Source organism: Kurthia sp. FSL E2-0154 (assembly GCF_038003625.1).
Taxonomy (GTDB): domain Bacteria; phylum Bacillota; class Bacilli; order Bacillales_A; family Planococcaceae; genus Kurthia; species Kurthia gibsonii.
In genome coordinates this window covers 2,263,828-2,286,740 of record NZ_JBBOPO010000001.1, presented here as the reverse complement: position 1 = coordinate 2,286,740, position 22,913 = coordinate 2,263,828, and the positions used below count along the sequence as shown (strand labels likewise).

19 protein-coding genes are annotated in these 22,913 nt (G+C 36.6%); 10 read left to right on the top strand and 9 right to left on the bottom strand.

What is annotated here, in order from left to right; genetic code table 11:
• Window positions 1-10 precede the first annotated feature (10 nt).
• The 5 genes from MHB75_RS11295 to nhaC form a co-directional block, all read right to left on the bottom strand.
• Window positions 11-1,744, bottom strand: coding sequence for an FTR1 family iron permease (locus MHB75_RS11295; protein ID WP_340997773.1), 1,734 nt, complete (start codon window positions 1,742-1,744; stop codon window positions 11-13).
• Entirely contained in the window at window positions 1,719-2,987 is a 1,269-nt protein-coding gene (gene efeB / locus MHB75_RS11290) for an iron uptake transporter deferrochelatase/peroxidase subunit (RefSeq protein WP_068450469.1), read from the bottom strand. The genes MHB75_RS11295 and efeB overlap by 26 nt, the downstream gene beginning before the upstream one ends.
• Window positions 2,988-2,992: 5 nt before the next feature.
• Window positions 2,993-3,865 carry an iron uptake system protein EfeO gene (efeO, locus tag MHB75_RS11285; RefSeq protein WP_340997769.1) on the bottom strand — a complete coding sequence of 291 codons (873 nt, stop codon included), beginning with the start codon at window positions 3,863-3,865 and terminating at the stop codon, window positions 2,993-2,995.
• A 252-nt stretch (window positions 3,866-4,117) separates the two neighbouring features.
• Window positions 4,118-5,278: a class I SAM-dependent methyltransferase gene (locus MHB75_RS11280; RefSeq protein WP_340997768.1), complete on the bottom strand. Its 1,161-nt coding sequence runs from the start codon at window positions 5,276-5,278 to the stop codon at window positions 4,118-4,120.
• Window positions 5,279-5,359: 81 nt separating this feature from the next.
• Complete coding sequence (gene nhaC / locus MHB75_RS11275) at window positions 5,360-6,751, bottom strand: Na+/H+ antiporter NhaC (RefSeq protein WP_340997766.1); 1,392 nt, start codon at window positions 6,749-6,751, stop codon at window positions 5,360-5,362.
• Window positions 6,752-7,034: 283 nt separating this feature from the next.
• On the opposite strand from nhaC, the gene putP reads away from it, so the two are divergent.
• From putP to MHB75_RS11235, 8 genes are all read left to right on the top strand, one after another.
• Window positions 7,035-8,516 carry a sodium/proline symporter PutP gene (putP, locus tag MHB75_RS11270; RefSeq protein ID WP_340997764.1) on the top strand — a complete coding sequence of 494 codons (1,482 nt, stop codon included), beginning with the start codon at window positions 7,035-7,037 and terminating at the stop codon, window positions 8,514-8,516.
• 75 nt (window positions 8,517-8,591) lie between these two features.
• Entirely contained in the window at window positions 8,592-9,296 is a 705-nt protein-coding gene (locus MHB75_RS11265) for a VOC family protein (RefSeq protein ID WP_340997763.1), read from the top strand.
• A 240-nt stretch (window positions 9,297-9,536) separates the two neighbouring features.
• Window positions 9,537-10,808 carry a GTPase HflX gene (hflX, locus tag MHB75_RS11260; protein WP_068450483.1) on the top strand — a complete coding sequence of 424 codons (1,272 nt, stop codon included), beginning with the start codon at window positions 9,537-9,539 and terminating at the stop codon, window positions 10,806-10,808.
• Between the two features lie 310 nt (window positions 10,809-11,118).
• Window positions 11,119-12,606 carry a peptide MFS transporter gene (locus MHB75_RS11255; RefSeq protein WP_340997760.1) on the top strand — a complete coding sequence of 496 codons (1,488 nt, stop codon included), beginning with the start codon at window positions 11,119-11,121 and terminating at the stop codon, window positions 12,604-12,606.
• Window positions 12,607-12,926: 320 nt separating this feature from the next.
• On the top strand, window positions 12,927-13,883 hold the full coding sequence (locus MHB75_RS11250; protein WP_340997758.1) for an ABC transporter permease: 957 nt from the start codon (window positions 12,927-12,929) through the stop codon (window positions 13,881-13,883).
• A complete protein-coding gene (locus MHB75_RS11245; RefSeq protein ID WP_068450491.1) occupies window positions 13,870-14,823 on the top strand; it encodes an iron chelate uptake ABC transporter family permease subunit in 954 nt (317 codons plus the stop codon). The genes MHB75_RS11250 and MHB75_RS11245 overlap by 14 nt, the downstream gene beginning before the upstream one ends.
• The gene (locus tag MHB75_RS11240) at window positions 14,820-15,584 is read left to right on the top strand and encodes an iron ABC transporter ATP-binding protein (protein ID WP_340997756.1); all 765 of its coding nucleotides are present in this window, start codon (window positions 14,820-14,822) and stop codon (window positions 15,582-15,584) included. The genes MHB75_RS11245 and MHB75_RS11240 overlap by 4 nt, the downstream gene beginning before the upstream one ends.
• A 16-nt stretch (window positions 15,585-15,600) precedes the next feature.
• Window positions 15,601-16,590 carry a siderophore ABC transporter substrate-binding protein gene (locus MHB75_RS11235; RefSeq protein WP_340997754.1) on the top strand — a complete coding sequence of 330 codons (990 nt, stop codon included), beginning with the start codon at window positions 15,601-15,603 and terminating at the stop codon, window positions 16,588-16,590.
• Window positions 16,591-16,638: 48 nt separating this feature from the next.
• Here the strand turns inward: MHB75_RS11235 and solA are convergent, their stop codons facing one another.
• Complete coding sequence (solA, locus tag MHB75_RS11230) at window positions 16,639-17,763, bottom strand: N-methyl-L-tryptophan oxidase (protein WP_340997753.1); 1,125 nt, start codon at window positions 17,761-17,763, stop codon at window positions 16,639-16,641.
• 110 nt (window positions 17,764-17,873) lie between these two features.
• Between solA and MHB75_RS11225 the strand changes: the two genes are divergently transcribed.
• A complete protein-coding gene (locus tag MHB75_RS11225; protein ID WP_340997751.1) occupies window positions 17,874-18,473 on the top strand; it encodes a phosphatase PAP2 family protein in 600 nt (199 codons plus the stop codon).
• Between the two features lie 40 nt (window positions 18,474-18,513).
• On the opposite strand, the gene MHB75_RS11220 is transcribed toward MHB75_RS11225, so the two are convergent.
• Entirely contained in the window at window positions 18,514-19,752 is a 1,239-nt protein-coding gene (locus MHB75_RS11220; RefSeq protein WP_340997749.1) for an MFS transporter, read from the bottom strand.
• Between the two features lie 118 nt (window positions 19,753-19,870).
• Here MHB75_RS11220 and MHB75_RS11215 point away from each other — a divergent pair, with 118 nt between their 5' ends.
• Window positions 19,871-20,761: a LysR family transcriptional regulator gene (locus MHB75_RS11215; protein ID WP_170214751.1), complete on the top strand. Its 891-nt coding sequence runs from the start codon at window positions 19,871-19,873 to the stop codon at window positions 20,759-20,761.
• A gap of 72 nt (window positions 20,762-20,833) precedes the next feature.
• On the opposite strand, the gene thrB is transcribed toward MHB75_RS11215, so the two are convergent.
• Window positions 20,834-21,739: a homoserine kinase gene (thrB, locus tag MHB75_RS11210; RefSeq protein ID WP_340997745.1), complete on the bottom strand. Its 906-nt coding sequence runs from the start codon at window positions 21,737-21,739 to the stop codon at window positions 20,834-20,836.
• Window positions 21,736-22,788 (bottom strand): threonine synthase, encoded by a 1,053-nt coding sequence (gene thrC, locus MHB75_RS11205; protein WP_340997742.1) that lies wholly within the window; start codon window positions 22,786-22,788, stop codon window positions 21,736-21,738. The genes thrB and thrC overlap by 4 nt, the downstream gene beginning before the upstream one ends.
• Window positions 22,789-22,913: the final 125 nt, after the last annotated feature.

Genomic DNA, 22,913 nt, shown 5'->3' with positions numbered 1-22,913 from the left:
ATTTTTTATATTACTTTTCATTTTTTCGTTTATAGATGATTGTACCAATCACCAGTACGATTAAAATAAGTTGTCCAATGATGGTTTCCCACGTCGGATAGAACCCGATATTCGGATAGACAGGTAAACCTGAAATGATGTTCGTACTCATACGGTCTGTTAATTGAAGTGTATGAATACTAACACCGATAATTTTAAATGCGAGTAAGTAGATGAGTACAGTCGCTACAGCGAAGAAACGGTGTACAGGAATTTTCGCACTCACTTTTAATAAGAAGAATGCGACTACTGCTAGAATTGCGATGGCTACGGCAATACCAAGAGCGAATTGACTTGTTGCCATTTTTGGTGCGATTCCTGCATAGAAAATTAATGTTTCCGCACCTTCTCGGAATACGGACAAGAAACTAATTGCTGCCATTGCGAATACCGATTGTTTTGACATGGCATGATTCATTTGTTTTGAAATATAAGCGTTCCATGCTTTGATATTTGATTTACTATGCATCCAGACACCGACACCAATCATCATAGCGGCTGCTGCAAGCCCAACGTAACCTTCAATCATTTCACGACTTGATGCAATCGAATCAGAGTTGAACAGTGTAGACATTAAGATGGCTGCCACGGCACTCAAGCCAATACCAGCGCCAGCACCGATATAAATCCATTTTGCCATATGTTCTTGATTTGATTTTTTCAAGAATGCAACAAGCGCTAAAATAATTAATAGTGCTTCTAAACCTTCACGTAGAAGAATTAATGCAGCGTCCCACATCGTATAGTTTTGATCACCATCAACTAATTGGATTTGTTGTTTAAAGTCTGTTAATTGTTTTTTTAGTGCATCTGCATCCACCGATGATTTTGTTAGTTTACCAGCAATGATGGGCATATCACTTTCAATTTTTGTGTACAGACCTGCATTTTTTGTACTAATATCACTTTCGACATTAGGCCATACTTTAATGAATTCTGTAATCGTGGCAGAAGCTTTTGAGTATTCTTTTTGGTCTATGTAATCATTTGCTTCATCAATTAAATCAGTTAAGGTTTTAAGTGAATAGCCTTTTTTTACAGCACCAACTTCTTTACCATTCGCAAAGTCTGTTACGTCTTGTTTTAATGTATTAAATGTATTTTGTAGTGAATCAAAGTTTGGATTGTCACCTTCTAATTCTAAGCGAAGTAGCGACATTTGTACTTCAATCTCACCATATGCCGTCATATCAAATTGACGAACTGGTTTTTCATTCTTTGTCCAAAAAGCATTGAATGTTTTATAACCTGTTAAGGCAGTTTCGACATTCTTTGATTGAATCGCACGTTCTAATTGATTCAAAGCAGGTGTCATCGCCATTAATACGTCTTGGCGCTCTGATTTTTCATCTACGGGATTTTCTTCTGTTTCAAGATTTGTAATCCCTGTTGAAAGAGCTGTTAATGCAGCGAGACGCTCTTCTTTATTTTTCGCTTTTTCAGCTGCAGCAAGCGCATTATTTACCTCAGTTGCTGCTTTTGAATCTTTACGATTAGAAGCTTCCCAGTCTTTTTTGAATGTGGCAATGGCTTCTTTTGCTTTTTCATCATTTCCTTGTTTCGAATTCGTGATGGCATCACTAATTGAAATGAATAGATGACTATAGTTATTAGCAGGTTCTGCAAAAGCAGGCTTTGTGTAAGAGCCTGCTAGTAATAAAAAGATTAATAAGATTGAACTAAAGCGTGTTAAAAAGTGCTTCACCGATAAAACTCCCTTTTTTCACACCAGGGAAGCAAGCGAATAGAGCACTGCCTCGATGGGTAATATATTCATTCATTTTATCCATACGACCTAAACTATTTTGAATCTTAATGAACTGATTCGGATCTTTTTGGAACGAAATGAATAATAAGCCTGCATCATGTGTCCCTGTTGAGTCCATAACACCAGAAGCATATGAATAAGAGCGACGTAATAAGCGCACATTTGCTTTCTTTGCTAAAAAGACATGTGATGTTTCAGGGACTACATTTTCACCATTTTTATCTTTGCGATCAATTTCCATCGCTTCGAATTCACTTGTTTTACCAAGTGGCGCCCCTGTATCACGATGACGTCCAAATGTTGCTTCTTGTTCATCAAGCGCTGTACGATCCCATGTTTCTAAGTGCATTTGAACTTTACGTGCCACAAGGTATGTACCACCTGTAAGCCATGATTTTGATTCACCTGATTGGATAAATACAACACGATCTGCGTCTGCCGCATCACGAGGGTTTTCTGTACCATCTTTGAATGCAAATAGATTACGTGGTGTTTCAGGTTTGCCATTCTTCATTGGAATGGCATTGAATCCAGCTTGCGACCATTTTAGTGAAACTCGACCTGTTGCGATACGAACTAAGTTACGCACTGCATGGAAGGCTACTTGTGGATCATCTGCACATGCTTGAATGCAAATATCGCCACCAGAATATTCTTCTTGTAACTGATCTTTTGGGAAGTGTGGTAAGTCTTTTAATTCTTTTGGTTTTTGATCACCAAAATCGAATTTTTTAAATAGCGATGGACCTACACCGAATGTCAGTGTTAGGTTCTTCGCATCAAGACCAACCGCTTCACCTGTATCTGCAGGAGGTACCATGATGTTTGTGACATCACCAACTGTTTCGCCATTCATTAGTTTTACAGCAGCAGGTGTCCAATCTTTAAATAATTGGGCTAATTCTGCTTTTGTTTTCACAAGAACAGTTAACGAAGCAAAATAAATATTTGTTTGTGAAGGCGTCATAATACCTGATTGATTTTTTCCATAAAACTTTACTTTATTTTTTACGTTTGTCTTGTCTTCTTCAACTGCATTATTTCTACCAAATGCAGAGAGAATACCACCCATACCTGAAGCACCGATGGCTACACCTGCTGCGCCTACACCTGTCATTTTTAACATTTGACGACGTGAGATTTTCTTTTCAAACAAATTATCTTTTTTTTCTTCGGTCATTTAAATCACTCCAAGATTGTTCCCATTTGAGCTAATGGCTCGCCAAGTTGATTAACAGCTAGAGAAAGGGCTTGTGTATCTTCTTTTTTCAATTTTGTGTAAGATACAAAACCACCATCTTTTGTTTCATGTTTTGCTAATAAATCGTTTACGTTTTTAAATTGTTTTGTTAGATTTTCAGCAAGTGCAGGGTCTTTATCTTGAATTTTCTTTTCTAAGATTGTGAAGATTTTTTCTGCACCTTCGATATTGGCTTTAAAGTCATATAAGTCAGTATGAGAATAGATTTCTTCTTCACCTGTAATTTTTGATGTTGATACTTCATTTAATAAATCAACCGCACCGTTGACCATTAGTTTTGGTGTTACTTCAACTGTTTCAACACGTGCGTGTAATTCTTTTGAATCGGCTAATAATTGATCGGCAACTTTTTCATAGCCTTTAGTTGTTTTTTCTACCCATAATGCGCGCTCTAACTTGTGGTAACCAGACCAATCTTCTTCGCCCTTACCTTCATCTTTTACATCAGCTAGACGTGCATCAATACGTGGATCTAAATCACCAAAGCTTTCAGCAATTGGCTCTGAACGTTCAAAATACATACGAGCTACTGGATAAATTTCTTTTGCTTTTTTCATATCACCAGCTTTTACAGCGTTTACAAAATCTTCAGTAGAAGATGTGAATTTGTCTAATTGATCAATTGCAAATTCTTTGTAAGCAGCAACTTCTTGATCAAGTTGAACTTGCTCTGTTTTAGGTTGCTCAGCTGTTTTACCTGTTGCATCCTCTTTTTTTGCATCTTCTGTGTTTCCGCATGCTGCTGTTAATACTGTTCCTGCTAAAAGAATAGTAGCTAAAATTGATTTTGATTTCATTATGATCCTTCTTTCGATTCGTTATTTATTACTAACAATGATAATCATTATCAGTTGAAAGTCAATACTTTTTCAATAAATAAAAAGAGAGAAGAATGTTTTAAGAAATTTCTCAAAAAGTGTATCACGAAAAAGTGAAGAATTATAGAAGTTTTTCGAAAATCCTTTCAAAATAAATAAATAGGAAGAAAGCGTGTGTGAAATAGAAAAAACACACCATATTTTCGCTTGGAAAATAGGTGTGCGAGTCGTTTATAAATAATCTTTTAATTCATTTTCTAAGAACGGTTTTGCATGTAAAAATTGCGTGAAAGCATCGTAACGCGCACGTTGTTCTTCAGTCGGTTTTTCACCTGTTTTATAAGCGCGAATGAGAATGTTTTTAGGTGTGTTTTCCATATCGATAAATTCGAGTAACTGTGCTTCATAGCCGACAAGTTGAAGAATTTCAGCTCGAATGGAGTCTGTGGCAAGTGCAGCAAAACGTTCCTTCACTAAACCATGTTGCAACATGATATCGAGTGGAGAAGCGTCGAGTTGTCGGTTCAGCTCATGTTGGCAACAAGGAACACTTAAAATTACGCTTGCGTTCCATTTGACCGCGCGCGATAATGCCATATCTGTTGCAACATCACATGCATGAAGCGTAACGACCATGTCGACTGCATTCTCATCATTATAGTCATTAATATCACCAACTAAAAATTCAAGTTGGTCGTATTGAAGATCGCGTGCAATTTCAGCACAGTGTTCAATGACTTCTTTTTTTAGGTCGAGACCTGTCACACGTAAATCTAAGCCTTTCATTTCGCGTAAATAGTAATATAACGCAAATGTCAGGTAGGATTTACCTGAACCAAAATCTAAAATACGAATCGTGCGATCTTTTGGTAAGTGTTCAAGTGAATCATCGATAAATTCAATAAAGCGATTAATTTGCTTGAACTTATCGTATTTTTGTTTTTTGACTTTACCTTCCTTTGTTTGTACACCAAGTCGTATAAGGAATGGATGTGGGACATCAGGATCTAAAATATATTGTTTTTTACGATTATGTGATAGGTTCACTTGTTTTGTACTTTGTTGTTTATTCGTTTTGAAAAGTACTTTATTCTTTTTTGATAATTGAATTTGAATCGCTTCTTCTTTGAACTCACCTTGTAGCTGTCTAAAATCTTCAAATAGCTGTGTGACTTTTTCAGCTACTTGGTCTAGTGTTACATTCTCGTGTTTTAAAATACGTTCGTATTGATATTCGAATTGAATGTGATAAATTCCTTTGAGTGCAATCGGTTTTAACTTTACGCGCTTTACTTCATTTGATTTTTGACGCGGTTGACTAATCGTTGCAGAAATAAGTTGTTCGGTTGTTAGTAAAGTCGTTACACGCTCTAACATTTCTTGAAATTCCATATAAAAACTCCTTCTACTTTATATGCGTTTAAACTATGGGTAAGTTTAACACATTTTTAATAGAAGGAGTATGACAGTCGCTTATGATTCGTCTGACTTTAAATACGTTAATGTTTTGCCTGTAAAACCGAATAGAACGGTTAAAATCGGTGATAATAAGCAGAAGAAAGCGAATGGGAAGTATTCAGTTGTTGGAACAGCTAAAACAGTTGTAATAAAAATACCGCAAACACTCCATGGAACGAGTGGATTTACAACCGTACCAGCATCTTCTACTACACGTGCTAAGTTTTTACTATGAAGTCCTGCTTTTTTAAATTGATCTTGGAATGCTTCACTTGTTAATAGAATCGATAAATATTGTTCACCAATCAATGTATTAATACCGATTGCTGTACCAGCAGCTCCAGCAATTACTGAGCGTGGACGACGTAATAAATGTTCAACTTTTAATAGAATCGCTTGAATGATACCTAGTGTGAAGAGTAATCCACCCATTGATAGCGCAAGTAATACTAAACCGATTGTTGAGAACATACTGACTAAACCACCACGTGTTAGTAAGGAATCAATCTCTTTTAAACCTGTAGTAGATTTGAAGCCATCGTATAGAATAGACATCACTTCAGTAGCTGTATAAGGATGAATAAACAGCCCAATAATGATTGCAACGAATGATGTAATCGCTAATGTTGGAATGGCAGGTACTTTTTTAAATGCCATGATGACAAGTAGTGCGACAGGAATAAAAGCATACCAATGAATTAAATCTGTTTTTAATAATGCTTCTTTGAATTGGTCGATTGCTTCCGTCTGTTTCAATTCTTTCGTTGGCGACAAAATTGCAAACAAAATGGTTGAAATAACAAGGGCTGGAATAGTAGTCCAAGCCATATTTTTAATATGATCGAATAAATCAACTTGCATAATAGAAGATGACAAGTTCGTTGTATCAGATAATGGTGACATCTTATCTCCGAAGAAAGCACCTGAGACAATAGCACCTGCTGTAATCGCTAATGATAAATCCATAGCAGAAGCCATACCGATGAATGCTACACCAACTGTAGCGGTTGTGGTGAGTGAACTACCGACTGCTACACCGACTACACAAGCAATTAAAAAGACAATCGCGAAAAAGAAGTGTGGTGAGATTGTTAAGAAACCGACGTAGATTAATGAAGGAATTGTACCTCCCATCATCAGTGCGCTAATCAAAATTCCGATAAAGAAGAAAATAAAAATAGCGCCTAATCCAGCACGTGCGCCGTTCATCATACCGAGTTCTAAATCTTTAAATGAAATACGTTTAAATGCACCATAAATAAGTAATAACAAAATGGAAATTAAAATCGGAATATGTGGAAATGCACCAAACTTAATAATAGATGCACTCATAATCGCAATAATACCTAAAATTAGAAGGAGGGCTTCTAATACAGAAGGAGCGATTTTAGCTTGAATACGAAACATAGTGTGACCTCCTATAAAAATCTATGTAAATGTATCATGTTCTACTTTTTTGCTTCAACGCATTGAAGTATAAGCTAAATTTTAGCATAGTTCATTAGATAGTCAATATAGAAAAACTGAAATGTTTCTTTAAAATAGTTATTTATACGTTTGAACGAGAAATTTCGTACGTATAATATACATTTTAGATTCTTTATGGTATGATTTTTATACATCACAATAATACCCATTTAATGGTTATTATACAAAGGGAAACCTAATTCTTACATAAGGGGGAAATGATATGACAGATAATACATATCAATTATTGGCGATTATTCTTTACATGGTTGCGATGCTTGCAATTGGCTGGTACTCGTTTAGAAAGACGAGTAACTTAACCGATTATATGTTAGGTGGTCGTTCACTTGGACCTGCTGTAACAGCACTAAGTGCAGGGGCATCTGATATGTCAGGTTGGTTATTAATGGGGTTACCAGGGGCGGTATATGCTTCTGGATTAGTAGAAGGCTGGATTGCAGTAGGTTTAACAGTCGGTGCATATTTGAACTGGTTATTAGTTGCACCACGTCTACGTGTATATACACAAGTATCGAATAACTCGATTACGATTCCGAGTTACTTAGATAACCGTCTAAAAGATTCATCTAAATTATTACGTATTGCTTCAGGACTTATTATTTTAGTATTCTTTACATTTTATGTATCGTCAGGTATGGTATCCGGCGGTGTATTCTTTGAAAGTTCATTCGGTTATAGCTATCATTCAGGTTTATTACTAGTAGCTGGTGTCGTAGTTGCTTATACATTATTCGGTGGATTTTTAGCCGTAAGTTATACAGACTTTATTCAAGGTTTAATTATGTTTTTAGCTCTAGTTACCGTACCAATTGTCGGTGTATTTGTAACAGGAGGCATTGGTGAAACAGTAACGTCGATTAAAGAGGTTAATCCAGATTACTTAAGCTTCTTTGCGACTGCTACGACAGCAGGTGTCATTTCTTCATTAGCTTGGGGATTAGGTTACTTCGGTCAACCACACATCATCGTGCGTTTTATGGCGATTTCAAGTGTAAAAGAAACAAAACAAGCACGTCGCATTGGTATCGGCTGGATGATATTAAGTTTATTCGGTGCGATGACGACAGCATTAGTCGGCATTGCTTACTATCAACAACATGGTTTAACATTGAAAAATCCTGAAACGGTATTTATCGCGTTAGGACAAATTCTATTCCATCCATTCGTAGCAGGTATTATGTTAGCCGCAATTCTAGCTGCGATTATGAGTACGATTGCCTCTCAATTAATCGTTACATCTTCAGCATTAGTTGAAGATATCTACAAAGCAGTATTTAATAAAAGTGCGTCAGATAAGCACTATGTATTTATGGGACGACTAGCTGTTTTAGTCGTATCACTATTTGCATTATGGGGTGCATGGGATCAAGATAATACAATTTTAGAATTAGTTGCATTTGCATGGGCTGGTTTCGGCTCAGCATTCGGTCCAGTCATTCTTTTAACATTATTCTGGAAGAAAATCACACGTTGGGGTGCTCTATCAGGTATGGTTGTCGGAGCAGTTGTTGCTTATGTATGGGGACAAAATAAAGAACTTCATGGAATGCTTTATGAAATCGTACCAGGTTTCTTCTCGGCATTCGTTGTTGTGATTATTGTCAGTCTGATGACATATAAACCAAATCCAGAGATTGAACGTGAATTTGAAGAGACAAAAGAGATATTACGTCGCGATAAATAGGGTATAATCAAACTAACAAACCGTAGTTCCATATTTTAGTGGGCTACGGTCTTTTTAAAAATAAGGGGTGCTTGTATGTTTGAATTAGATCATGTCGTTTATTTTACGAAGAAAAGTCCTGAAGAAGTAGCAGCGAATGAATTGATATCAGGCATTCATCCTGTTGTGGGTGGACAACACTTACAATGGGGAACACATAATGCGTTATTTTATACGAAGTCGAGTTACATTGAATGGTTATCAGTCGAAAATGAAACTAAAGCAAAAGAAAGTCGTCATCCGTTAATTGAACAATTACTATTTGATGTAGATGGACGTGAAGGATTTGCTTCAATTTGTTTACGTTCTGAGAATTTAGAGAAGATGGATCGCTACTTTAAAAAGATGGGCTATAAAACAAGTGGAGTATTGCCATCTGAACGTAAAACAGCGAGCGGAGAAATTCGTCGTTGGAAAATGCTTTTCATTGATCAAAAAGTGGGGAATGCGTTACCATATCCATTCTTCATTGAATGGGAGCAAGGAATGGAAGAACGTCTTGAAACGTTGCGTGAAGATGGTACGTTAAAACCAGATAACGAAGAATTAACGATTAAAAAATGTATCTTCCATGTACATGATGTTGAACAAAAACTAACGCAATGGGCTCGTCTATTATCATTGCCAACAAAGGATCATACATTACGACTTGATAATGCAATTTTTGAGTTTGTGGAATCAGCAGATGAAAAAGAACGCCTACATACGATTGAAGTTGTGAAGGCTTGGACAATTGAATAGCAGTATGATAGGATGAAATTAACTTTTTAGGACGGGAGGCTTTTCGAAATGGTAATTCGTATTCGATTGAATGATGCAGTATGCAATTAAATACATCATATACGGCGAATTACGTCTTCTATTCGATTAGTCATCAATTTAAAAGGAGGGAGTAAGCGTATGTTTGCTCTGTCCTTTTTTTATTTTGTCAAAAAAGGGTAGATGTAATTTGCCCGTATAGTAGATGAAGGAGGAAGTTTTTTGGATCAAATTATAGAAAAAGCGATATTAGTGGGTGTGAATTTACGTCACGATCCACACTTTGAATATTCAATGGAAGAATTGGCGAATTTAGCAGAGGCATTAAATGTAGAAGTAGTTGGTGTCATTACACAAAATTTAGAGCGTGTGACAGCTTCGCATTACGTTGGTACGGGGAAAATTGATGAAGTACGTAGTTTATATGAAGCAATGGACGCTAACTTAGTTATTTTCGATGACGAATTGTCACCAGCACAAATTCGTAATTTAGAAAAAGACTTAGATTGTAAAGTCATTGATCGTACGATGCTAATTCTAGATATTTTTGCGCGTCGAGCGAAAACAAAAGAGGCACAGATGCAAGTTGAGATTGCACAGTTACAATATATGCTACCACGTCTAGTCGGTATGTATAACTCATTATCACGTCAAGGTGGTGCGACTGGCGGTGGTTTTGCGAACCGCGGTGCTGGTGAAACGAAGTTAGAGCTTGATCGTCGTAAAATCGAGGAGCAAATTACAAAACTTCGTCGCGATTTGGAAGTTGTAAAAGAACAACGTGAAACACAGCGTAAACAACGCCGTAAAAATAATATTCCTGTTGTATCACTTGTCGGTTATACAAATGCAGGGAAATCAACGATTATGAATCAACTATTGGCGCGTACGAGTGATGAAGAACACAAGCAAGTATTTGAAAAAGATATGCTGTTTGCGACGCTAGAGACTTCAGTACGTCAAATTGAATTAGAGGATCGTAAAAAGTTTTTACTTACGGATACAGTTGGTTTTGTTAGTAAACTCCCTCACCATCTGGTAAAAGCATTTCGCTCGACACTTGAAGAAGCACGCGATGCAGATTTACTATTACATGTAGTGGATGTCTCGAATGAAGATCATGAATATATGATGGAAGTAACGAATAAAACATTACAAGCAGTTGGCGTAGAGGGTGTACCAACTATCTATGTTTATAATAAAGCAGATTGTACAGAAATTACGTATCCATATGTGAATCAGAATCGCATTTGGTTATCGGCTCGTGATGGTAAAGGACTAGATGAATTAATCGGTATGATTCGTTCAGAAGTTTTCTCAGACTATGTCACACTTCGCGTATGTATTCCATATGATCGCGGCGATTTAGTTTCATTTTTAAATGAAAAGGCGAGCATTAAAGAAACAGCTTATGAAGAGGATGGTACGCATTTAAAAGTGGAAGTTCGTTTAGAACATGAACCGAAACTAAAGCCATTCATCATAACAGAATAAAGTTAGAAGCGTTCTATAGTGGGGTATATTTCCTCTATGGAACGCTTTTTTTATATGCATGTGTATTTTTAGAGAGGACAGATAGAAAAAAGTGTATATGATGGAAATACAAGAAAAGACTTAAATTTTATGACGTTTGTTGTTAATAAAGCGTTTTTAACGTAAAAATTAAGTCTTTTTTTATTGAAAAATGAGAATTTTCTAAATTTTGACAAGTTATTTTTGTGTGTGTATAATGGACATACTCTTTTCAAAAAAAGATATTGATTAAATTATTTGACTATTTAAGAAATTGAAAGTAGGAGTTTATATGGAAACAAAAGAGCGAATTGCGAAGTCAGTTCCACAAAAAGGCTTCTTCGGTCATCCGAAAGGTCTGTTCACACTGTTCTTTACAGAGTTTTGGGAGCGCTTCTCTTACTATGGTATGAGGGCCATCTTACTTTACTTCATGTACGATACAGTAGCAAATGGCGGTTTAGGTATTGATAAAACAACCGCTACATCAATCATGTCAATCTATGGTTCATTGGTTTACATGTCTGGTATCATCGGTGGTTGGGTTGCCGACCGTATTTTAGGATCACGTAGAACCATCTTCTGGGGTGGGGTACTGATTATGCTTGGTCATATCTGTTTAGCATTACCAGGCGGTATTACATTATTATTCATCTCAATGGTATTTATTATTTTAGGTACAGGTCTATTAAAACCAAACGTATCATCAGTTGTAGGTGACATTTACGAGCCAGGCGACAACCGTCGTGACGCTGGTTTCAGTATTTTCTATATGGGTATTAACTTAGGCTCATTTTTAGCGCCACTAGTAGTAGGGGCTGTTCAAAAGAACTATAACTATCATGCAGGTTTTAGTATTGCTGCAATCGGTATGTTCTTAGGTCTTGTTATGTATAAAATTACAGAGAAGAAAAACTTGGGTATGGCTGGAGCAAAACCGACAAACCCATTAAACGAAGAAGAACGTGCGAAACTAATTAAAAACTCAATTATTTTCTTAGTTGTTGCCGCAATTTTATTAGCGATTGCTGGATTCTTTGGCTGGATTTCAATTAGTAATGCTGTAAACTTCTTCACAGTAGTTGGTTTATTAGCACCAATCACTGTATTCATTTGGATGTTTACATCGAAGAAAACAAAAGCAGAAGAAAAATCGCACTTACTTGCATATATTCCTTTATTCATTACGGGTGTTATGTTCTGGATTATTCAAGAGCAAGGCTCAACAATTTTAGCGCGTTATGCAGAAGGTCGTACCGATTTGACAATTGGTTCATTTGAGATTGCACCAGCTTGGTTCCAATCATTGAACCCGCTATTCATCATTATTTTTGCACCAATTTTTGCAGCATTATGGGTGAAATTAGGTAAACGTCAACCATCGACACCAATCAAATTCTCATTCTCATTATTCTTTGCAGGTGCATCATTCTTAATTATGATCATTCCAGCTGTTCTATCTGATGGTCAAACATTAGTAAGTCCATTCTGGTTAGTTGCATCATTCTTATTAGTTGTATTCGGTGAATTATTAATGTCACCTGTTGGTTTATCAGCAACAACTAAATTAGCACCAGAAGCCTTTGCTGCACAAACAATGGCATTATGGTTCTTAACAAGTACAGCAGCACAAGCATTAAATGCACAATTTGCAAAAGTGTTTGATAAAGTATCTGAAGTACAATACTTCGGTTTCTTAGGTGGAGCAGCCATTGTTCTATTCTTAATTATGTTAATGTTAAGTCCATGGATTTCACGTAAGATGGGCTCAATTAAATAAGTTCTTTCTATATAAAAGGAATCGTATCCAAGTGGTACGGTTCCTTTTTTGATTGTACACAATTTAAATGTGTCGAAAGTGTGTCTTTTCATGTAATTTTACTGTAAAAGGAAATAAATTATAGTATTGAAGAATCCTTATATTATAAGGATTTACAGTGGTTTTTATCGTATGAATATATCATTTGTAAACGGATTAACTGATAATACTTATCATTTAGTCATTGAAAATGATTATCAACATGCTATAATGTATGAGTGAGTAAATGATAGTCATTATCATTTCATCTACTCAAATAAATAACGACATTGGGGATTACAATGAAGAAAAGATATCTTTTTATAGCGCTTATATTGTTATCACTTCTTTCATTATTTGTAGGAGTGAGTCGCATATCACCAATGGACTTACTGGACTTCGGTTCAGAAGAGACACAAATCTTTTTGATTAGTCGTGTACCAAGACTTGTAGCGATCATCTTAGCAGGTGTAGGGATGAGTATTGCAGGTTTAATCATGCAAAGCTTGAGCCGTAATAAGTTCGTATCACCAACTACTGCTGGTACGCTCGATGCAACCAAACTTGGTATTTTAGTATCCATGATGATTTTTGTGAATGCAACCCTACTTGAGAGAATGGTCGTTGCTTTTGTATTCGCGCTAGCCGGCACGCTATTATTCATGCAAATTTTAAATCGAATCAAATTTAAAGACGCCATTTTTATTCCTTTAATCGGGATGATGTTTGGTAATGTTCTAAACTCAATTACGACATTCTTTGCGTATAAGATGAATATTATTCAAAACTTATCAACTTGGCTACAAGGGGATTTCTCAACGATTCTGAAAGGTCGTTATGAACTTCTTTACATAAGTGTTCCGATTCTCATCATTGCCTATTTTTATGCCAACCGTTTTACAGTTGCAGGAATGGGAGAAGACTTTGCTAAAAACTTAGGGATTAAATACAAACGTATTGTAAACTTTGGTTTAGTGTTAGTGGCACTTATTTCAACATCTGTTGTATTAACAGTTGGTGTGATTCCATTCGTTGGATTAATCATTCCAAATATCGTCTCGATTTTCAAAGGCGATAACTTAGCGAAAACATTGCCGCATACTGCTTTACTAGGCGCGATTTTCCTACTCATTTGTGACATTTTAGGTCGAGTGCTCATCTATCCATATGAAATCTCAATCAGTCTCATGGTAGGCGTTATCGGTAGTGCCATCTTCCTTTATCTATTAATGAGGGGGCGAGCATATGCGCAACAATAAATTAAAACTTACGATTCTTGCCGTTTTAGTATTAATCTCAGCAGCTTTATATGTGTTTTATAACTTAAATGGCAGTTATCATTATGCATTTCCACGTCGCTTAATCAAAGTTTTAGCGATGGCGATTACAGGTGTAGCAATTGCATATGCAACCGTTACATTCCAGACGATTACACATAATCGTATTTTAACACCAAGTATTATGGGACTCGATTCGATGTACATGTTGCTGCAAACCGTCATTATTTTCTTATTCGGTTCAGCAAGTATCTTCGTATTAAATCAAACATTGAACTTCTTTATCTCGATGATTGGTATGATTGCATTCGCATTAATACTTTACCGCTTTATGTTTAGAAAAGAAGGGCAGCCTATTTACTTCTTATTACTTGTTGGGATTATCATTGGGACTTTACTCGGAAGTCTATCAACATTCCTTCAAGTACTAATTGATCCAAATGAATTTATGAATGTACAAGATAAGATGTTTGCGAGCTTCAACAACGTCAATCAAAACTTAGTTTGGCTATCACTTGTAATTGTTGTACTAACGATTGCATATGGTTGGACGAAGATGGGTGAGCTCGATGTACTTTCTCTTGGTCGTGACCATGCTCGTAACTTAGGTGTGAATTACGATGGCGTTGTGAAAACAATGCTAGTTCTATCAGCAATCTTAATTGCTACATCGACAGCTCTTGTTGGTCCAATTACATTCTTTGGTTTGATTGTTGCCAACTTATCGTATCAATTCTTCCATACATATAAACACTCTGTATTAATCACAGGGGCGATCCTCTTCAGCTTATTTGCTTTAATTGGTGGTCAGTTTATTGTAGAAAGAATCTTTACATTCTCGACAACGTTAAGTGTCATTATTAACTTTGTCGGTGGTATTTACTTTATCTACTTATTATTGAAAGGAAGTCGTGCATCATGATCTCAGTAAAAGATATTTCAAAAATGTTCGGTAAGAAAAAGGTAGTTGATGCGGTAACGGTTGATATCCAGCCGGGAAAAATCACATCTTTTATCGGACCAAATGGTGCAGGTAAATCGACATTACTTTCAATGGTGAGTCGCTTGATGAATGCCGATTCTGGTGAAGTATTGTTAGATGCTTCAGATGTAAAATCATTTAAATCAAATGAATTTGCAAAACGTGTTTCGATTTTAAAGCAATCGAACTTCATGAATGTTCGATTAACCATTCGTGAACTTGTTGCCTTCGGTAGATTTCCTTATTCGCGCGGTCGCTTGAATCAAGAGGATGAGGAAATGGTAGACAAAGCGATTGCTTATATGAACTTAGAAGATATGCAGCATTCATTTTTAGACGAGTTATCAGGTGGTCAGCGCCAACGTGCTTTTATCGCGATGGTCATTGCACAAGATACAGAATATGTGCTATTAGATGAACCTCTTAATAATTTAGATATGAAACATTCTGTTCAAATTATGAAAATCCTTCGTAAGTTAGTCGATGAACTTGGTAAAACAGTTATTATTGTTTTACATGATATTAACTTTGCATCCGTTTATTCAGATCGCATTGTTGCTTTAAAAGATGGACAAATCGTTAAAGATGGTCCAACAGAAGATATTATTAACACCGCTTCATTGAAAGAAATTTATGATATGGACATTCCAATTCAAGAAATGAATGATTGTCGTATTTGTGTGTACTTTAATTCAAAATAAAAGGAGATTTTTAATCATGAAAAAATGGGCATTCGCAGCCGTATTAATGTGTTTAGTATTAGCTTTAGCAGCATGTGGTTCTTCAACAAAGGATGAAAAATCAAACGCAGCTTCAAATGATGATACAATTAAAATCGAAAATAACTTCGGTGTAACAAGTGAAGATGGTAAATCAACAAATACAGTAAAAGAAACTGTAAACGTACCAAAAGATCCTAAAAAAGTTGTTGTATTTGATATGGGTTACTTAGATACATTAGATGCTTTAGGCTTATCAGATCGCGTAGTAGGTGTACCACAGCAAAATATCCCTGCTTACTTAAAACAATATAAAGATTCAAAATATGCAAATTTGGGTGGTTTAAAAGAGCCTGATTTCGAAAAAATCGCTGAATTAAATCCAGATGTTATCTTCATTTCAGGTCGTCAAGCTTCTCAATTCAAAGAATTCAACGAAATCGCTCCAACTGTATATGTAGGTATTGATACAACAAAATACATGGATTCTTTTAAAGCGAACACTGAATTAGCAGGTAAAATCTTCAATAAAGAAGACGCTGTAAAAACAGAATTAGCTAAAATTGATGATCAAATCAAAGAATTAAATGAAAAAGCAACAAAAGCAAATGAAAAAGCATTAATCGTTTTAGGCACACAAGGTAGCTTAAGTGCATACGGTGCAGGTTCTCGTTTCGGTTTAATCCATGATGTATTCGGCTTTGGTCAAACAGATAAGAAAATTGAAGTATCAACACATGGTCAAACAGTTACTTCAGAATACGTTTATGAGAAAAATCCAGATGTATTATTCGTAATCGACCGTGATTCAGCAATCGGCGAAAAATCTTCAGTTAAAAAAGATTTAGAGAACGAATTAATTAAGAAAACAAATGCTTATAAAAACGGTAAAATTGTTTACCTAAATGCTGAAACTTGGTACTTAGCAGGTGGCGGTATCGAATCAGTATCACAAATGGTAACAGATGCTTCAGCAGCATTAAAATAATAATGATGAGAAAAGGGTAATCGCGATTCAAAGCGATTACCCTTTTTATTATGAATTTTTAAATCTCTCTAAAGAGAAGAGAGATAAGTCAAAGTTTACATCTTTTTTATTCGTCATATCCACAAGTAATTCTCCAATAGCGCTCGCGAATTTAAAGCCATGTCCACTAAAGCCACTCGCTAAAACAATTCGGTCATTTCCTGGGAAATAGTCAATAATGAAGTCTTCATCCGGTGTCATATCATACATACAAGTTTTACCGAACTTTAAATTTTGAATACTTGGCATGTATTCATGTAAGAATTCATCTAATTCTTCTTGGTCTGAAAGGTTAAAGTCGTCTCTGTCTTTATTTGGATCGATGACGACGCCTCCATCATGTCGCCCAATTTTAAGCCCTGTACCATTTACACTTGGAAATCCATAGTAAGTTGCATTTTCTAATTCAAAACTAAAGCAAGGAAAGTTTTGTTCTGAAAATCGTTCATCTGAATCGTACCATGCAAAAGTTTTGCGCAAAATTGTGACAGGAAGGGGTAAATGAATAGAAGACATCAATTCTTTTACGAAAGCACCTGCCGTTACAATGAGATAGTCTGCGGTATAGCAACTTTTATTCGTTTTAACTTCTACATGCCCATCTCCTTCTGTAATGGATACGACCTTTTCGTTAAAAGCAAATACAGCGCCTTCTTGAGCCGCCAAGTCTTTATAGGCACGAATACATTCCTCTACATGTAAAAACCCAGCATTCGGCTCGTAAGCCCCAATTTCATTGTGTACTAAATGTATACCTGTCCATCTCTTTTCGATGTCACTTGTCGAAAGTTTCTCGATTGGTAATTGAAAACGTTCAGCACTTTTAAATACATTTTGCATGAAATCGGTATCTTCTTTACCAATATTCAAAACACCAACTTCTTCTAAAAGTTTTCTTTTTGTGAGATGTTCAGCTTCTTTAAATAATGTAGCAGCACGAAGCGCAAGAGGTACATATTGAGCTCCCTCGCCATAGGCATAACGAATAATACGTGTATCTCCATGATGTGTTCCAAATGTATGAGGTGGTTCATATGTATCAATTAGTAACGTTTTGTGACCATTTTTTGCAGAAAAGTAACTTGTCGGCATTCCCATGGAACCTGCACCGATAATAATCGTATGATAATGCATAATGAATTCCTCCTTTTCCTCCAGTATAATGTAAAGAATAATCTGAAAAATATATTTTGGAATAAAAGGTGGTTAAATAGTAACGAGAAAAGAAAAGGAAGTGTTTTTTGGTGAAATATATTTTAGGAATTCTCACATTTATTGTATTCCTTATTTTCGCATTTAATTTAAAATCAGTTTGGGTATATGACTTTGATGAGTGGGGAAGTCATTTATTAAAGGGGAATGAGTTTTTAATTCCGTTCCACTATATTGGTGAACCGATATTTGTTGTTATCGTCGCGGTTCTCTTGCTAATCTGGCTATGGATTAAAGAACAAAACTTTCGTGGTATGATTTTTGTATTAATTACGATTGCAGGTGGCAATCTCGTGAATTTATTTGTGAAAGGTCTTATTAAACGAGATCGACCATACATTTTAGAACAATTGACAAGTTTTAGTTTTCCTTCAGGACATGCGATGACAGGGTTGCTTTATCTGTTAACAGTTGCTTATATTACGACAGAATATCAAACGAAGAAGACAAAAGTTATCGCAATGAGTATTGCGACTGTTATTGCGCTTTGCATCGGTCTATCACGTGTTGCCGAGTCTCGACATTATTTATCAGATGTAGTGAGTGGATGGGCTCTTGGATATACGGTATTCGCACTTGCTTTACTATGGTATGAGCGTCGAAAACGAGTATTTAAACAACTTGAAAAGTAGAAAAAAGGTGAATCGTTTAAGAGAGCGATTCACCTTTTCTTTATGTGCTTTTTTTATGTGATAATCGTTTTAGAGCTACACGCTTTTCGCGTTGTTCAAATAGAATGTATTTGTGTAAGGCGAATGTTAATCCGACACCAAGTATTAAAATACCACTTATGAAACAAACAACGCCGAACCAACCGAATGATAGCCAGAAGAAGCCGCCAATTGTTCCACCGACACTGGAACCGACGTAATAAAAGAATAAATAAAGAGATGAAGCTTGCGCCTTATCATGTGAAGCACGCGCACTCACCCAGCTACTTGCAATCGCATGTCCACCGAAAAAGCCGAATGTGAATAATGCAATACCAATTAAAATAATGAGTAGACTACTGAAAAGAGTTAAAACAGCACCACTTAACATGAGTAGAATCGCTAGTAAAATCATCGCGAATTGACCATGTCGATCTGCTAATTTTCCCATCCATGTAGAACTGAATGTTCCCACTAAATAGACAACGAAGATACTACCAACAAGTGTCTGACTTAGGTTATAGGGAGGAGCGATTAGTAAAAAGCTAATATAATTATAGAGCGTTACGAATGAACCCATTAAAACAAAACCAAGACTAAATAACAGAAGTAGACCTGGATCTTTTAGATGTTCGAACATAGAATATGCTAAAGGTTTAAAGGCTAATTTTGCAGGAACAAAATATTTTGACTTTGGTAGTAAAAGATAGAATGCAACAGCCAAAATTAAACTTAAAACACCGATGGAGAGCATAGCGATATGCCAGTCATAGACATCACTGACAGCCCCCATCATAACGCGTCCTGCAAGTCCACCAATTGAGCTTCCGCTTACATAGAGACCCATCGCAATGCCTAGACTTTTCGGCTCAATTTCTTCTCCTAAATAAGCCATGGCGATTGCAGGGAGACCAGCGAACACAGCACCTTGGATAATGCGTAATGTGAGTAGTGCGCCAAAGGAAGGAGCAAAGGCAATTGCGATTGATAAAATGGCTACAGCTATCATTGAGAAAGTCATTAAATTTTTTCGTCCCCATGCTTCAGAAACAGAGCCGACAATTAACATACAAATAGCAAGTGCAACAGTTGTTAAAGAGAGCGAGAGAGGGGCTGTTGCTGGTGAGATATTAAATGTATCAGCAATCATGGGAAGAACAGGTTGCGTCATGTAAAGATTGGCGTACGTACTAAAAGCACCCGCAAATAAAGCGAATGTGGTAAAACGAAAAGCGCGTGATCCTTTTTCAATGTATTCCACGATAGCAACCTCCGAAATTGTTGTTTCTTTTTATTATAATGAGTTACAATTCATAATAACAATCTATTATATTGATTGAATTCATTCGATTTGGTTATGAATGGAAGGGGTGGGGGATATGGACTTACAACAGTTAAAGTATTTTCAGACGGTTGCACGTTTAGAACATATGACGCGTGCAGCAGATGTTTTGAATATATCGCAACCAGCGCTCAGTAAGGCAATTTCACAACTTGAACATGAAGTAGGGGCACCGCTATTTGAACGAGTAGGGCGTGCAATCCGTTTGAATCGTTATGGCGCTCTATTTTTAGAAAGAACCGAACCAATCACTCAAATATTAGACGAAGCTAAACAGGAAATACGTGATTTGGTTGCACCGAATTCCGGCACAGTTGCGATTGGTTTTACACACTCGATGGGAACGAGATTAGTCTCAAGAGCTGTTCAAGCATTTCAAAAAGAGTATCCGGAGACGGAGTTTGAATTTGTTCAAAGGAACTCGCTACCGCTTGTACAAGACTTAAATAAAGGTCTATGTGATCTTTGTCTAATTCCCCATTTAGAAACAGATATTCCAATTGATTGGCGTGAACTGTGGCGAGAAGAAGTATATGTGATTGTCCCTCTACACCACCGTTTTGCCAAACAAGAAACGATTCGATTACAAGATTTAGCAGAAGATTCTTTTGTGACGATTAAGGAAGGAAACTCCTTGCGACAAATTCAGAATCATGTTTTTGAACAGGTTGGTATTTCTCCTAATATCGTATTTGAAGGTGAAGAATTTCATACGGTCGCAAGTTTTGTAGAAGCAGGTTTTGGAGTGGGCTTGTTGCCTGATTTACAGAGAATTGATGGCTATCAAATTAAAAGGCTGCATGTAACCGATGTAGTTTGCGAGCGTCGAATTGGGATTGCGACGATGAAAGGTCGTTACATTCCACAAGTCGCGAAACAATTTGAAGCATTTGTGAGTGAACATTTATATCATTTTACACAACTATAAAAAACATAGAACAAAATAAAAGGTAGAAGCCATTTTATATGACTCCTACCTTTTTATAATGAATCATTTTATCTATCTGTTTTGAACAGTCACTTGCACACCTTGTGTGTCAACATGTGCTGCTTTGATTGTATAGTCAGGTAAGTACTGTTGCATCTTTTCAACGAATGCATCTACTTTAGACGAGTCAATTAATGAAATCATCGTAGGACCTGCACCACTAATAGAAGTACCGAATGCTCCGTGATCGCGTGCTAATGTACGAATTGTTTCGTAGTTTGGAATTAAATGAGCGCGGAACGGTTCATGGAATAAATCTGCTTCCATAAATTTCCCTGCTAATGCGTAGTCTTGTTTTAAAAGAGCTGCGACAAGTAGGTTACTATATGCACTTGCGTGTACAGCATATCCTTTTTCATATGTAGCAGGAAGCACTTTACGAGCCTCGGCTGTTTTTAATTCGACATTTGGAATAAAGACAGCGAAAGCAGCGTCTACTTGTTTCTCATTGACTAAGTGTAACGCACCATTTGGTAATGTCGCCCCGACAACTAATCCACCACATACAGAAGCAGCAGCGTTATCTGGGTGACCCTCAATCTCAGAAGATAATGCACATTTTGCTTGTTCATCTAATTGTAAGTTACATACGACATTTACAAGTTCGATTGCAGCAACAATCGCAGAAGCGCTACTGCCTAAACCACGTGCGAGTGGTAATTCACTATACATTTCAACTTTGCAAGCAGGTAGTTGTACATTGAATTTTTGAGCTACTTGTTGCGCCACTTGATAAACAAGGTGATCTTCCACGATAATTTCAACTGGTAAATGAGATGAATGATGCACAAACTGCCATTCATCTTGTAATGTAACGTCTAGTTTTAAGTAAAGACCTAATGCGAGTCCAACCGAATCAAATCCCGGTCCAAGATTTGCCGTACTTCCAGGAACGGAGATGGACCACATTTTACTCATAGAACACCCTCGATGTATTCGCGGATTTTTTCTTCGTTATTTGGTAAAGAAACCATGCTAATTGTTGAAGCAGAAACAGCAGTATCAGGATCTTTTAAACCGTTACCTGTTAAGATGGCTACGACTTTACTGCCTTTTGGAATTGAACCATTTGCAACCGATTGAATCACACCTGCTAAAGAAGCAGCTGAACCTGGCTCAGCAAAAATACCTTCTTTTGCAGCGATTAAACGGTATGCATTTAAAATTTCTTCGTCTGTTACAGCACCGATTTTACCATGTGATTCATCGCGTGCTGCTTCAGCTAATTTCCAGCTTGCAGGGTTACCTATACGAATCGCTGTTGCAATTGTTTCAGGTTTTGCAATTGGTGCGCCTTGTACAATCGCTGCAGCACCTTCAGCTTCAAAACCGAACATTTTTGGAAGTGTTGTCCCTTTTTTCTCGTTATATTCTTTAAAGCCTTTCCAGTAAGCGCTAATGTTCCCTGCGTTACCTACAGGAATTGCCAAAATATCAGGTGCGTCACCTAATTGGTCGCAAATTTCAAAAGCAGCTGTTTTTTGACCTTCTAAACGATAAGGATTTACAGAGTTTACAAGTGCTACGTCTGTTGTTTCAGAAATATCACGTACTGCTTGTAATGCTTCATCAAAGTTACCGTCGATTTCGATAATTTTTGCACCGTACATATAAGCTTGTGCTAACTTACCAGCTGCTACTTTCCCTTTTGGAATTACAACAAGTGATTGAATACCAGCGCGTGCTGCATATGCTGCTGCTGCCGCTGATGTGTTTCCTGTTGAAGCACAGATGACGCACTTACTACCATCTTCTACAGCCTTTGCTACAGCCATTACCATACCGCGGTCTTTAAATGAACCTGTTGGATTTAATCCTTCATATTTTACGTGAAGATCGATTCCTAATTCTTCTGATAATGCGTTTAAACGGATTAAAGGTGTATTCCCTTCATGTAAAGTTAATGCTGGTGTTTTGTCAGTTACGGGTAAATATTCTTTGTATTGTTCAATTAAGCCTTTCCACATATAAATGCGCTCCTTTTTTGTACGTTCTTCAATTACAGTTGTTCATCTTAAAAAGACAACTGTTTTTCTATAAAAGACATTTTAACTTATTTTTGCATTTATATCTATAGTTCTTTAGAAATTTT